The 12,483-nt window shown below is 71.1% G+C and carries 11 protein-coding genes; 6 read left to right on the forward strand and 5 right to left on the reverse strand.

Annotated features, from left to right (window positions below):
• The first annotated feature begins 68 nt into the window (after positions 1 to 68).
• Positions 69 to 527, forward strand: a complete 459-nt coding sequence (locus tag ACIP5M_RS01450; protein WP_401190679.1) for a VOC family protein — start codon at positions 69 to 71, stop codon at positions 525 to 527.
• A complete protein-coding gene (locus ACIP5M_RS01455) occupies positions 527 to 1,435 on the forward strand; it encodes a pyridoxamine 5'-phosphate oxidase family protein (protein ID WP_401190680.1) in 909 nt (302 codons plus the stop codon). Before ACIP5M_RS01450 ends, ACIP5M_RS01455 begins: the two co-directional genes overlap by 1 nt.
• Here the strand turns inward: ACIP5M_RS01455 and ACIP5M_RS01460 are convergent.
• Together ACIP5M_RS01460 and pepN are read right to left on the reverse strand one after the other, a co-directional pair.
• Positions 1,411 to 2,373, reverse strand: a complete 963-nt coding sequence (locus tag ACIP5M_RS01460; RefSeq protein ID WP_401190682.1) for a hypothetical protein — start codon at positions 2,371 to 2,373, stop codon at positions 1,411 to 1,413. The two genes, ACIP5M_RS01455 and ACIP5M_RS01460, sit on opposite strands and share 25 nt — an antisense overlap.
• A 334-nt stretch (positions 2,374 to 2,707) precedes the next feature.
• Positions 2,708 to 5,266: an aminopeptidase N gene (pepN, locus tag ACIP5M_RS01465; protein WP_401190683.1), complete on the reverse strand. Its 2,559-nt coding sequence runs from the start codon at positions 5,264 to 5,266 to the stop codon at positions 2,708 to 2,710.
• 142 nt (positions 5,267 to 5,408) lie between these two features.
• Between pepN and ACIP5M_RS01470 the strand changes: the two genes are divergently transcribed.
• Positions 5,409 to 6,056, forward strand: a complete 648-nt coding sequence (locus ACIP5M_RS01470) for a DsbA family protein (protein WP_401190685.1) — start codon at positions 5,409 to 5,411, stop codon at positions 6,054 to 6,056.
• Positions 6,057 to 6,195: 139 nt separating this feature from the next.
• On the opposite strand, the gene ACIP5M_RS01475 is transcribed toward ACIP5M_RS01470, so the two are convergent.
• Both ACIP5M_RS01475 and ACIP5M_RS01480 read right to left on the reverse strand, forming a co-directional pair.
• A complete protein-coding gene (locus tag ACIP5M_RS01475) occupies positions 6,196 to 6,852 on the reverse strand; it encodes a superoxide dismutase (protein ID WP_401190686.1) in 657 nt (218 codons plus the stop codon).
• Between the two features lie 187 nt (positions 6,853 to 7,039).
• On the reverse strand, positions 7,040 to 8,437 hold the full coding sequence (locus ACIP5M_RS01480) for an amino acid permease (protein ID WP_401190688.1): 1,398 nt from the start codon (positions 8,435 to 8,437) through the stop codon (positions 7,040 to 7,042).
• A 285-nt stretch (positions 8,438 to 8,722) separates the two neighbouring features.
• Here ACIP5M_RS01480 and ACIP5M_RS01485 point away from each other — a divergent pair, with 285 nt between their 5' ends.
• Positions 8,723 to 9,307, forward strand: coding sequence for a biotin transporter BioY (locus ACIP5M_RS01485; RefSeq protein WP_401190690.1), 585 nt, complete (start codon positions 8,723 to 8,725; stop codon positions 9,305 to 9,307).
• A gap of 86 nt (positions 9,308 to 9,393) precedes the next feature.
• On the opposite strand, the gene ACIP5M_RS01490 is transcribed toward ACIP5M_RS01485, so the two are convergent.
• Positions 9,394 to 10,827 carry an amino acid permease gene (locus ACIP5M_RS01490; RefSeq protein ID WP_401190692.1) on the reverse strand — a complete coding sequence of 478 codons (1,434 nt, stop codon included), beginning with the start codon at positions 10,825 to 10,827 and terminating at the stop codon, positions 9,394 to 9,396.
• 219 nt (positions 10,828 to 11,046) lie between these two features.
• On the opposite strand from ACIP5M_RS01490, the gene ACIP5M_RS01495 reads away from it, so the two are divergent.
• Together ACIP5M_RS01495 and ACIP5M_RS01500 are read left to right on the forward strand one after the other, a co-directional pair.
• Positions 11,047 to 11,535 carry a ribose-5-phosphate isomerase gene (locus tag ACIP5M_RS01495; RefSeq protein WP_401190694.1) on the forward strand — a complete coding sequence of 163 codons (489 nt, stop codon included), beginning with the start codon at positions 11,047 to 11,049 and terminating at the stop codon, positions 11,533 to 11,535.
• Between the two features lie 80 nt (positions 11,536 to 11,615).
• Positions 11,616 to 12,422, forward strand: a complete 807-nt coding sequence (locus ACIP5M_RS01500; RefSeq protein ID WP_401190695.1) for an Fpg/Nei family DNA glycosylase — start codon at positions 11,616 to 11,618, stop codon at positions 12,420 to 12,422.
• Positions 12,423 to 12,483 lie beyond the last annotated feature (61 nt).

The raw sequence follows: 12,483 nt of genomic DNA on the forward strand, positions 1-12,483 counted from the left end.
CGCGTCTAACCCCTAATCTCAATTTAGAAGGTTAGATCACACGGGAAACCTCTGGGGAAGGAACCCTCATGACGTCCGCCATCAGCAAGCTCCGTACCGGCCACCTGGGCCTGAACGTCACCGAGCTGGACCGCTCGCTCGCCTTCTACCGGGACGCCCTGGGCTTCGAGGTCATCGGCGAGGGCAAGGAGGAGGGCCGCCGCTTCGCCTTCCTCGGCCACGACGGCGAGCTGACCTTGACCCTCTGGCAGCAGGCCGACGCCGCCTACGCCCCGGCCGCGGCGGGACTGCACCACCTCGCCTTCTCGGCCGGAACGATCGAGGAGGTCCGGGAGTACGAGGAGCGGCTGCGCGCGCTGGGCGTGGAGTTCGCGTACGAGGGGGTCGTCGCCCACGGCGAGGGCAGGGCCTCCGGCGGGATCTTCTTCCACGACCCGGACGGCACCCGGCTGGAGATCTCCGTCCCGACCGGCGCCGAAGGGGCGCCCGCTCCCACCACAGGCGCTCCGACCTGCGGGTTCTTCTAATGGCCGGGCCGTACCACGCGGGCTCGCTGGCCGTGCAGGAACGGGTCGGCGTCCGGGAGCTCGCCGAGCACGTCGGCCGTTCGATCGGCACCGGCATCCGGGACGTCGCCGCGGCCTTCCTGGAGCTCCAGCCCCACCTCGTCGTCGGCGCGGCCGACGGCGCGGGGCGGCTGTGGGCCTCCCTGCTCACCGGTGCGCCCGGTTTCGTACGGGCCACCGGACCGGACCGGATCGCGGTCGCGGGCGGTCTCCCGGCCGGGGACCCGCTCGGGGAGGCGCTGGCGAAGGACGGGACCAGGGTCGGCACACTCGCGCTCGACCCGCGCACCCGGCGCCGGATGCGCCTGAACGGGACCCTCGCGGTGACGCCGGGGGGCTTCGCCGTCGAGGCGGAGCAGGTGTTCGCCAACTGTCCGAAGTACCTCCAGAAGCGGCAGCCGCTGGACCTTGTCGCCGAGGGGGCCGGCGTCGTACGGCGCGGGGACGCGCTCACCCCCGGCCAGGAACGGGCCGTGCGCGGCGCCGACACCTTCTTCGTCGCGACCACGGCGGAAGCGGACGGGGTCGACGCCAGCCACCGGGGCGGGTTCCCGGGCTTCGTGGAGGTGCTGTCGCCGGTGGAGCTGGCCTGGCCGGACTACGCGGGCAACGCCATGTTCCTCACCCTGGGGAACCTGGCGGCCGATCCGCGGGCCGGGCTGCTCTTCCCGGACTGGGAGAGCGGGGCGGTGCTCCAGCTGAGCGGCCGCGCGGACACCGAGTTCGGGGCCGATGGGGAGCGGCGGGTCCGCTTCCGGGTGGAGTCGGTGGTGGAGAGCCTGCACCCGGGGCGGCTGCGCTGGAGCACCCCGGAGTACTCGCCGGCCAATCCGGCGCCCGGTGCTCACCGGGGCAGGACCACCAGGTAGGCGGCGGGCTCGCGGTCGCCGGACGCCGTCAGGGCGGTCCGGATGACCGCGGCCTGCTGCTCGGGCCAGTCGCGGAGCTTGCGCGGGGTGATGTGGATGACCGTCACCCCGAGCCGCTCCAGGGTCTCGCGCTTGCGCACGCACTCGGACCACTCCTCGTCCTCGTCCTGGCGGGGTGCCCGCGTGTCGATCTCCACGGCCACGGAGTGCTCGGGCCAGAAGGCGTCCACGCCGCCGAGGTGGGGGCCGCCGGGCAGCCGCAGGTCCACGTTCCAGACCGGCTCGGGGAGCTCGTAGCCCCGTACGAGGTGGTACAGCCGGTCCTCGGCGATGGCCCGGCCCTCCGCCAGGAGGGACTCGACGGCGTCCACGACGTGCGGCCGGTTCAGCAGCCGGGCCACCGTCAGCTCCCGTACGACGGCGCCCGGTTCGCAGTGGCCGCCGCGGACGGCCTCGCTGAGCAGGCGGCGCACGGTGCCGGCGTCGTCGAGCTGGGCGACGGCGTCGGCCACGGCCCGCGCGACGGGGGCCACCGGGAGCCCGGTCACCTCCTGCGGCCGGGGAGGGGTGTGCCCCCGGACGATCCGCACGTCCCCGGTGGACCGCAGTCGCCGGGTGCCGGGGACGAGGACGTCGATGTGAGAGAGGGCGAGCAGCGCGGGCGCCGAGGCGAACCGGTACAGCGCGAGCGCCGCCAGCCCGGTGATCATGGCCTCACCACCTCCGCGGCGCCCCGCGTAGAGCAGGGCCGCGTGCAGGCGCTCCTCACTGGTCGCCGGCCCGGAGTGGAGCAGGAACACCCCGGGCAGGATCTGCTGCCAGGGCCGCTCGGCGGCGTCGGAGGCGGTGACGCCGTGCTCGCGCAGCTGGGCGAGGGTCAGCACGCGGGGGCGGCTGCCGGTGAGGTGGGCGAGGGGGAGGGGTGCGTTCTGGTTCATGACGCGGTGATTCCCTCAGGCCATGGCCTTGCTAACCCCTGTTACACGCTCGTCGGCAAATCGGGACAAGCCGGGGCTAAAGTACGGACGTTCGACGGCCGATAGGCCGTGGGGCTCCGCCGGGCCAGGGGGTGCGAGCGCGGCCGCAGGCCCGGGGCTCCGCCCCGTACCCCGCGCCTCAAACGCCGGCGAGGCTGGATGTGGCCGGCGTCGGTCCGGACGTGCGCGCAGCGCAACCTCGCCGGCGGGGCTGGAGTGCCCGCAGGGCACATCCAGCCCCGCCGGCGTTTGAGGCGCGGGGTCTGGGGCGGAGCCCCAGCAGTGGAGCCGCAGGCTAGTTGCCGGCCGCCGCGTCGCAGCGCTGGGCGCGCAGGGCCCGGGCCAGGTCGTCGCGGGACTCCAGGACCAGGCGGCGCAGGGCCGGCGCAGCCGTGGGATGCGCGGCGAGCCAGGCGTCCGTCGCCGAGACGGTGGACTCCGGGTCCTGGAGGGACGGGTAGAGGCCCTTCACCACGTCCATGCCGATCTGGATCGACCGGTCCGCCCACACCCGCTCCAGCACCGCGAAGTACGGCTCCACGTACGCCGCCAGCAGACCCCGCTGCGAAGGCTGCTGCATCCCGTCGATCGTGGCTTCGACCAGCGCGTTCGACAGCGCGTCCGACTCCACCACCGCCGCCCACGCCTGGTCCTTGACCGCCGCCGACGGCCGCGCCGCCAGGCACCGCACCTGGTGCCGCTTGCCCGACGCGGTGTCGTCCCGGGACAGTTCGGCCCCCAGTACGGCCTCGTCCACCGCCCCGTGCGCGGCCAGCGGCAGCAGGAAGTCCCACCGCAGCTCCTGGTCCACCTCCAGCCCGTCGATCCGCGCCGACCCGTCCAGCAGCCCCAGCAGCAGCTGGAAGTCGCCTTCCGTGGCCGCGCCCGCCGCGAAGAAGCGGGCCCAGGTCAGCTGGTGCTCCGAACCCGGCTCGGCCAGCCGCAGTTCGTGCAGCGCGCCCGCCGACAGCTCCCGGCCGGCCTGCTCGCGCCGCTCCGGCGCCGTGTAGTGGGTGACCGCCGTCAGCGCCTGCGCGTGCAGCATCTGCAGCACGCCGACGTCCGTCTCGCGCCCCGCGTGCGCCAGCACCAGCGCGAGGAAGTCCCGGGCCGGCATCAGCCCGTCCCGGGTGAGACCCCACACGGCCGACCAGCTCAGCGCACGTGCGAGGGGGTCCGTGAGGTCGCCCAGGTGCGCCCGCAGCGTGGCCAGCGAGCCCTCGTCGAAGCGGACCTTGCAGTAGGTGAGGTCCTCGTCGTTGACCAGGATCAGGTCCGGCCGCTCCCGCCCCGCCAGCTCCGCGACCACGGTCCGCGCCCCCGACACGTCCACCCCGGCCCGCGCGTAGCGGACCAGCGTGCCGTCCGACTCCAGCCGGTACAGGCCGACCGCGACCCGGTGCGGCCTCAGCTCCTCGCCCTCCTGCATCACGGCCAGTTCGGTCACGCGCCCGCCCGCGTCGTACGTGACCACTGGGGTCAGCACGTTCACGCCCGCCGTCTGCAGCCAGGCCCGCGACCACGCGGCCATGTCCCGCCCGGAGACCTCCGCGAGCACCGACAGCAGGTCGTCCAGTGTCGTGTTCCCGTATGCGTGGGCCTTGAAGTAGCGCCGCGCGCCCTCCAGGAAGGCGTCCCGTCCCACGTAGGCGACCAGCTGCTTGAGCACCGCCGCGCCCTTGGCGTAGGTGATCCCGTCGAAGTTCAGCTTCGCGTCCTCCAGGTCACGGATGTCGGCCGTGATGGGGTGCGTGGACGGCAGCTGGTCGGCGCGGTACGCCCACGCCTTGCGGCTGTTGGCGAAGGTGACCCACGCCTGGTCGAAGCGGGTGGCCTCCACGAGGGCGAAGGAACCCATGAAGTCCGCGAAGGACTCCTTCAGCCACAGGTCGTCCCACCACTTCATGGTGACCAGGTCGCCGAACCACATGTGCGCCATCTCGTGCATGATCACGTTCGCGCGCCGCTCGTACGAGGCCTGCGTGACCTTGCCGCGGAAGATGTACTCCTCCCGGAAGGTCACCATCCCCGGGTTCTCCATCGCGCCCAGGTTGTACTCCGGCACGAAGGCCTGGTCGTACTTGCCGAAGGGGTACGGGTAGTCGAACAGCTCGTGGAAGAGGTCGAAGCCCTGCTTGGTGACGAGGAAGATGTCGTCCGCGTCGAAGTGCCGGGCCAGCCCCTTGCGGCACATCGCGCCGAGCGGGATCGTCAGGTCCCCGCGCGTGTAGGTGTCCGTCACGTAGTGGTAGGGGCCCGCCACCACGCAGGTGATGTACGTCGAGATCGGCTCGGTCTGCGCGAACCGCCGGACGCCGCCCTCCCGGGACTCCTCCGCGCCGTTGCTCCACACCTGCCAGTCCTCGGGCGCGGTCACCTCGAAGCGGTACGGCGCCTTCAGGTCCGGCTGCTCGAAGTTCGCGTACACCCGCCGCGCGTCCGCCGGTTCGTACTGGGTGTAGAGGTAGACCTCGCCGTCCTCCGGGTCCACGAAGCGGTGCAGGCCCTCGCCGGTCCGGCTGTAGGCGCAGTTCGCGTCCACGACCAGGACGTTCTCGGCGGCCAGTCCCTCCAGGGTGATCCGCGCCCCGTCGAAGACGGCGGCCGGGTCCAGCGCCCGCCCGTTGAGGGTGACCGAGTTCACCGAAGGGGCGATCAGGTCCGCGAAGGTGGACGTGCCGGAGGCCGCGGCCCGGAAGCGGATCGTCGTCACCGAGCGGAAGGTCCTGGGGCCTTCGGCCGGTTCGGCCTCGTCCACCGCCGACCGGACGTCGAGGGCCACCTCGTATCCGTCGACGGACAGCAGCTCGGCCCGCACACGGGCTTCGTCGCGGGACAGGTTCTCTCCGGGCACGTGCACTCCTTCGTGCGTGATCGCGTTCTCGCGACGAATCCTCCCATGGGGGGAATGCGTGCGGCTCCTGGCTGGTTGGTGACGGAGGACGTGAGCCAGGGACGCCCTTTTCCCCACTGAGTACCGAGGACTGAGGAGAGACATGACCGACACCCAGGTGCGCGAGAAGACCCCGGTCGACTTCTGGTTCGACCCGCTCTGCCCCTGGGCCTGGATGACCTCCCGCTGGATGCTGGAGGTCGAGAAGGTCCGCGACGTCGAGGTCCGCTGGCACGTGATGAGCCTGGCCGTCCTGAACGAGAACAAGCTGGACGAACTGCCCGAGCGCTACCGCGAGCTGCTCGGCCCCAAGGGCTGGGCACCGGTGCGCGTGGTCGTCGCCGCCCAGCAGAAGTTCGGCGACGAGATCACCGGCAAGCTCTACACGGAACTCGGCACCCGCATCCACAACGAGGACAAGGGCGCGACCCGCGAGGTGATCGCGGAGGCGCTGGCGGCGCTCGACCTGCCGGCCGAGCTGCTCGCCTACGCCGACTCCGACGAGTACGACGAGGTGCTGCGCGAGTCCCACAACGACGGCATCAACCGCGTCGGCCAGGAGGTCGGCACCCCGGTGATCTCGGTGCCCGGTGCCGACGGACAGGACGTGGCCTTCTTCGGTCCGGTCGTCACGCCGGCTCCGCGGGGCGAGGCCGCCGCCCGGCTGTGGGACGGCACCCTGCTCGTCGCCTCCACCCCGGGCTTCTACGAGATCAAGCGCACCCGCACCAAGGGCCCGAGCTTCGAGTAGTCCGCCCGCCCCGAAAGCACGCACGTACGTACGCAGAAGGCCCTCGCGAGTCACGTCCTCGCGAGGGCCTTCTGTTCACAACGCCCGCCGGTGAAGGTTGAGAAGACGATCACGAGTCGGGCGGCTTCGCGGGCGCCGATCAACCCTTGGCGGGGATCAGCAGCGGGGTGTTCGCCTTGGCGTCGGCGTAGCGCCTGGCCACGTCCTGCCAGTTCACGACGTTCCACATCGCCTCGATGAAGTCCACCTTCTGGTTCTTGTACTGGAGGTAGAAGGCGTGCTCCCAGGCGTCGAAGACCAGGATTGGCACGGAGGCCTGGCCGACGTTGCCCTGGTGGTCGTAGACCTGCTCGACGATCAGGCGGCCGCTGAGGGGCTCGTACGCCAGCACGCCCCAGCCGGAGCCCTGCGTGGCGGAGGACGCGAAGGTGAGCTGCTTCTTGAAGGCGGCGAAGGAGCCGAAGGATTCGGTGATCGCGGCCGGAAGCTCGCCCAGACCGTCCTTCTCGTCCGGGATGCCGCCGCCGTCGCCGGTCTTGGGGCTGGCCATGTTGTGCCAGTAGATGCTGTGCAGGATGTGGCCGGAGAGGTGGAACGCGAGGTTCTTCTCCAGGCCGTTCAGCGCGCCCCAGTTCTCCTTGTCGCGCGCCTCCTCCAGCTGCTCCAGCGTGGTGTTGGCCCCCGCGACGTAGGCCGCGTGGTGCTTGTCGTGGTGCAGCTCGATGATCTGCGGGTTGATCACGGGCTCGAGAGCCGCGTAGTCGTACGGAAGCTCAGGAAGCGTGTAGATGGCCATGCGTGTGTCCGGTCCCCTCGGCGTGCCAATCGCTTATTGCAATCTATGCGCAACTGCACGCTAGCAGTATCTGTTCCCCCTCACGAGTAAGGGTCGACTCTGTTGGTGCGGTGTGACCGGCCGCCCCGGAATGCGGAACGGGCCCGGGACGTGAGTCCCGGGCCCGTTCCGTGAAGGTCGCCGAACGTCAGGGGCGACGGTCCCTCAGCTCCCGCACCCCCGCCACCAGCAGCACCACGGCCGCCGCGCCCGTCGACCACAGCAGCTGCGGACGCGCCGAGTCGTCGAACAGCATCAGGACGAGCACCGCGCCCATGCCGAGCAGCGCCACCCAGGTCGCGTACGGGAACAGCCACATCGGCAGCGTCAGCCGCTCCGGCATGTCCCGCTCGATCCGCCGGCGCAGCTTCAGCTGCGAGACCGCGATCAGCGCCCACACGAACAGCAGTACGGCGCCGACCGCGTTGAGCATGTAGAGGAAGATCGTGTCCGGCCACAGCAGGTTCAGCACGACCGACACGAAGCCGAACGCCACCGACGCGAAGACCGCCCGGCGCGGCACGCCGCTCCCGGAGACCTTCAGCAGCGACCTCGGGGCCTCGCCCCGCTCGGCCAGCGAGAACACCATGCGTGAGGACCCGTACAGGTTCGCGTTGAGTGCCGACAGCAGCGCCACGAACACGACGACGTTCATGATCTGGCCCGCCCCCGGAATGCCGATGGAGTCGAGGACGGCGACGTACGGGCTCTGGCCCGGCTCCAGCGAGTCCCACGGCAGCAGGGTCACGATGACCAGCATCGAGCCGACGTAGAAGAAGAGGATGCGCCACACGGCGCTGCGCACCGCCCGGGACACGGACCGCGCCGGGTCGTCCGACTCGGCGGCCGCGATGGTGACGACCTCCAGGCCGCCGAAGGCGAAGACGACGGCGAGCATCCCGGCGACGACCCCGCCCGTGCCGGCCGGGAAGAAGCCGCCCCGGCCGGTCAGGTTGGCCATGCCCACGGGGTCCGTGTCGGGGAGCAGGCCGAAGATCGCGAGGGTGCCGAGGACCAGGAACAGCACGATCGCCCCGACCTTCAGGGCCGCGAACCAGAACTCGAACTCGCCGAAGTTGCGCACGGCGGCCAGGTTGCTCGCGGTGAAGACCACCATGAAGACGAGCACCCAGACCCACTGGTCGACCGAGGGCACCCAGCCGTTCGCGATCTTCGCCGCGCCGGTGGCCTCCACGGCGAGCACCACGACCAGCAGGAACCAGTACAGCCAGCCCGCCGAGAAGCCGGCCCAGCGGCCGAGGGCCTTCTCCGCGTAGACGGAGAAGGAGCCCGAGGCGGGCATGGCGGCGGACATCTCGCCCAGCGCCCGCATCACGAGCATCGCGAGCACGCCCGCGAGCAGGTAGGAGCAGATGATGGCCGGTCCGGCGATGCCGATGCCGGCCCCGGAGCCGACGAAGAGTCCGGCGCCGATCACGCCGCCGAGGCCCAGCATCGTCAGGTGACGCTGCTTCAGGCTGTGGCTGAGGGGCTCCTCGGAGAGGCCGTTCGTCTGGGGGGCTGCTTCGGGCAGGCGGTCACGCATGAGGGGATGCTCGTACTCTCGTTCGGCCCAGCGGTGTTGGGGGCTCCGCATCAGGATTGGCGGGACCCTACAGTCTCACTGAGCGGCGGCCTTCCGTGCAAAACGGACGTGTTGTTGAATCTTCCCCGTGATGCGGATCACGCCGCATCGGGTGTAGGACGCGAACTTTGTGCGATCCCCACCAAACCGGGGAGTACGGCTTTGTGGCGGGTGGCGGTGGGGGCCCGGCGGGCCGCGGACTAACGTCGGTGATCGTCCTGCCACCCACGATCCCGCGGAGCCCCGATGAGCACTGCTTCCGTCTCCTTCCGGCCCGGCGCCGTCCTCGCCGACCTGCTGCCCGCGAGCCGCGTCCGCGACATCGCGCTCGTCGTCGGCGGGGCCGCGCTGACCGGGCTGGCCGCGCAGATCGCGGTGCCCGTCCCCGGCTCCCCGGTCCCGGTCACCGGCCAGACCTTCGCGGCGCTGCTCGTCGGCACCGCCTTCGGCGCGCGCCGCGGCTTCCTCTCGCTCGCGCTCTACGCCCTCGTCGGCATGGCCGGGGTGCCGTGGTTCGCGGGCGGCACCTCCGGAGCGGGCGGCGCCTCCTTCGGCTACGTGCTCGGCATGCTGCTCGCCGCCACCCTCGTCGGCGCCCTCGCGCGACTCGGTGCCGACCGCTCGGTCCTCCGTACGGCCGGCACGATGGTGCTCGGCTCCGCGGTGATCTACGCGGTGGGCGTGCCCTACCTGATGGCCGCCACCGGGATGTCCCTGAGCGCCGCCGTCGCGGCGGGCCTGACCCCGTTCCTCATCGGCGACGCCCTGAAGGCGGCCCTGGCGATGGGCGCCCTGCCGGCCGCCTGGAAGCTGGCCGGCCGCCGCGGCTGACCCGTCCCGCCTCGCACGGCAGCCCCGGACCACCACGCTGTGGTCCGGGGCTGCCGTGTCTCGCATCGCGTTGCGCCGCGCCCGGGCTAGGCGCGCAGTGCGGCCTTGCGGCGAAGGTCGCGTACGACGCCGATGACCAGCACCACGGCCGCCACCAGCACCGAGAGCAGGACGACCTCGCGGTTGGCGTCGTCGAAGAGCATGTAGCCCAGCACGAAGACGATCATCGCGGCGGTGGCCCACGTCAGGTACGGGAAGAGCCACATCTTCACGGTGACCTTCTCCGGCGCCTCACGCATGAGGATCCCGCGCATCCGCAGCTGCGTCAGGCAGATGACCAGCCAGACGAAGAGCGCGATCGCACCCGAGGAGTTCAGCAGGAAGTTGAAGACCGTGTCCTTGAAGGCGTAGTTGAAGTAGACGGCGACGAAGCCGAAGACCACGGAGCCCAGGATGGCGGCGGTCGGCACACCGTTCTTGCTGACCTTGGCGAAGGCCTTCGGGGCGTCACCGCGCTCGCCCAGCGAGAACGCCATGCGGGAGGCGGTGTAGAGGCCCGAGTTCAGGCAGGAGAGCACGGCGGTCAGGACGATGACCTCCATGATCGTGCCGGCGTGTGCGATGCCGATCGAGTCCAGGGCGGCGACGTACGAGCCCTTCTCGGTGATCGACGGGTCGTTCCACGGCAGCAGCGTCAGCACGATGAAGATCGAGCCCAGGTAGAAGACGCCGATGCGCCAGATCACCGAGTTGGTGGCCTTGGTGACCGCGCGCCGCGGGTCCTCGGACTCGCCGGCGGCCAGGGTGACGATCTCGCTGCCCATGAAGGAGAAGACGACCATCAGCACACCGGTGAGGATCGAGCCCCAGCCGTTCGGGATGAACCCGCCGGTGTCGGTCAGGTGTGCGAAGCCCGCGCCCGGGTTGTCCGAGCCCGGCAGGACGCCGAAGACGGCCAGCATGCCGATGACCACGAAGGCGCCGATGGCGACGACCTTGATGCCCGCGAACCAGAACTCGAACTCGCCGTACGAGGCGACCGAGCCGAGGTTGGTGACGGTCAGGACCGCCATCACGATCAGCGCCCAGGCCCACTGCGGGACGGCGGGGATCCAGCTCTCCAGGATGGCCGCACCGGCGGTGGCCTCCACGGCCAGCACGACGACCCAGAAGAACCAGTACAGCCAGCCGATGGAGAAGCCGGCCCAGCGGCCGAGCGCGCGGTCGGCGTAAGCGGAGAAGGAGCCCGAGTTCGGGCTGGCGGCGGCCATCTCGCCGAGCATGCGCATCACGAAGACCACCATCGCGCCGACCAGCGCGTAGGAGACCAGGATGGCGGGGCCGGCCTTGGCGATGCCGCCGCCGGAGCCGACGAAGAGTCCGGCGCCGATGACGCCGCCGATGGCGATCATGGACAGGTGGCGGTTCTTGAGACCGGCCTTCAGACCGTCGGAGGACTGGGCGGAACCGGGTTCACCGGTCGGGTCGCCTGCCTTCTGAAGGGTCGTCGTGGAGCTCATGGACGGATCCTTAGGTTCTCGGGTTGCGAGCCCGGGCATTCAAACCTGAGATGAACGCAGCGCGGAAGACCCCAATCCGGATCGTTGCGATGGGACGAACGTCCAGGACCTTGGTCCCGCCCTGTCCCATCTGCGTTCTTTGGGTTTACTTGAGCTTTAGAAGTGACTTACGCGACACCCGCCGCGGCCTGTCGGGGGCGCTCGTGCCACACTCGTCCCATGCGCGTGTACCTCGGATCCGACCATGCCGGCTTTGAGCTCAAGAACCACCTGGTGGACTGGCTCAAGAACAACGGCCACGAGCCCGTCGACTGTGGGCCCCACATCTACGACGCGGTGGACGACTACCCGCCGTTCTGCCTCCGTGCCGCGGAGAAGACCGCCGCGGACGCCGACAGCCTCGGCATCGTGATCGGCGGCTCCGGCAACGGCGAGCAGATCGCCGCGAACAAGGTCAAGGGCGTCCGCGCCATCCTCGCCTGGAGCGTGGAGACCGCGAAGCTCGGCCGCGAGCACAACAACGCCAACGTGATCTCCGTGGGCGGCCGGATGCACACGCAGGACGAGGCCGTCGGCTTCATCGAGGCCTTCCTGGCGACCCCGTACTCCGACGAGGAGCGCCACACGCGCCGCATCGACATGCTCTCCGCCTACGAGCAGACCGGCGAGCTCCCCCCGATCCCGGCCCACCACCCGCAGCAGGGCTGATCCCGCCGGGCCGTGCCACCGGGTTCCCCGGGGGCACGGCCTTTTCGTGTCAGCGAGAGCCGTTCCCAAGGAGAGCAGCCGTGCCCGAGGGGCATACGATCCACCGCCTCGCCCAGGACCACGCCGAGCGGTTCGCGGGCCGCCCGGTCCGGGTCAGCAGCCCCCAGGGGCGCTTCGCGGAGAGCGCGGCCCTGCTCGACGGGCGGGAACTGGAGAGCGCCGAGGCGCACGGCAAGCACCTCTTCCTCGAGCTCGGCGACGCCTGGATCCACATCCACCTCGGCCTCTTCGGCAAGCTCGGCTTCGGCCCCGCCCCGGCCCCGCCGGCCACGGACACGGTCCGGCTGCGCCTGCTGAACGAGGACCACTACGCCGACCTGCGGGGCCCCACCGCCTGCGCGCTCATCGGCGAGGGCGAGAAGAAGGCGATACACGACCGGCTCGGCCCCGACCCGCTGCGCCCGGCCGACGACCCCGACCGGGCCTGGGCCCGTATCTCCCGCTCGCGCACGACCGTCGCCGCCCTGCTCATGGACCAGAAGATCGTCGCGGGCGTCGGCAACGTCTACCGCGCCGAGGTCCTCTTCCGGCACGGCATCGACCCCTACCGGCTCGGAAAGGACCTCACCCGCGCCGAGTGGGACGCCCTGTGGGCCGACCTGGCCGCCCTGATGCGCGAGGGCGTCCGGAAGAACCGCATCGACACGGTCCGCGACGAGCACCTGCCCGAGGCGATGGGCCGCCCGCCGCGGGTGGACGACCACGGCGGCGAGGTGTACGTCTACCGCAGGGCGAACCTGCCCTGCCACATCTGCGGGGGCGAGATCCGCGCCGCCGACCTCGCCGCCCGCAACCTCTTCTGGTGCCCTTCCTGCCAGGCCCGCTAGGGAGCCGGCGGCCTGACAGGGCCTGGGTCGTGTCGTCAAAGTCCCGCCTGGCCGGAGGCCC

Origin of the sequence: Streptomyces sp. NPDC088762, assembly GCF_044750905.1 — a bacterium.
In the GTDB taxonomy this organism is placed as follows: Bacteria; Actinomycetota; Actinomycetes; order Streptomycetales; family Streptomycetaceae; genus Streptomyces.

Coding starts and splice junctions, on each gene's coding strand:
- ACIP5M_RS01470 (WP_401190685.1), top strand. CDS start 5,409: ATGACCGACACCCAGGTGCGCGAGAAGACCCCGGTCGACTTCTGGTTC.
- ACIP5M_RS01455 (WP_401190680.1), top strand. CDS start 527: ATGGCCGGGCCGTACCACGCGGGCTCGCTGGCCGTGCAGGAACGGGTC.
- ACIP5M_RS01480 (WP_401190688.1), bottom strand. CDS start 8,437: ATGCGTGACCGCCTGCCCGAAGCAGCCCCCCAGACGAACGGCCTCTCC.
- ACIP5M_RS01490 (WP_401190692.1), bottom strand. CDS start 10,827: ATGAGCTCCACGACGACCCTTCAGAAGGCAGGCGACCCGACCGGTGAA.
- ACIP5M_RS01485 (WP_401190690.1), top strand. CDS start 8,723: ATGAGCACTGCTTCCGTCTCCTTCCGGCCCGGCGCCGTCCTCGCCGAC.
- ACIP5M_RS01495 (WP_401190694.1), top strand. CDS start 11,047: ATGCGCGTGTACCTCGGATCCGACCATGCCGGCTTTGAGCTCAAGAAC.
- ACIP5M_RS01450 (WP_401190679.1), top strand. CDS start 69: ATGACGTCCGCCATCAGCAAGCTCCGTACCGGCCACCTGGGCCTGAAC.
- ACIP5M_RS01475 (WP_401190686.1), bottom strand. CDS start 6,852: ATGGCCATCTACACGCTTCCTGAGCTTCCGTACGACTACGCGGCTCTC.
- ACIP5M_RS01460 (WP_401190682.1), bottom strand. CDS start 2,373: ATGAACCAGAACGCACCCCTCCCCCTCGCCCACCTCACCGGCAGCCGC.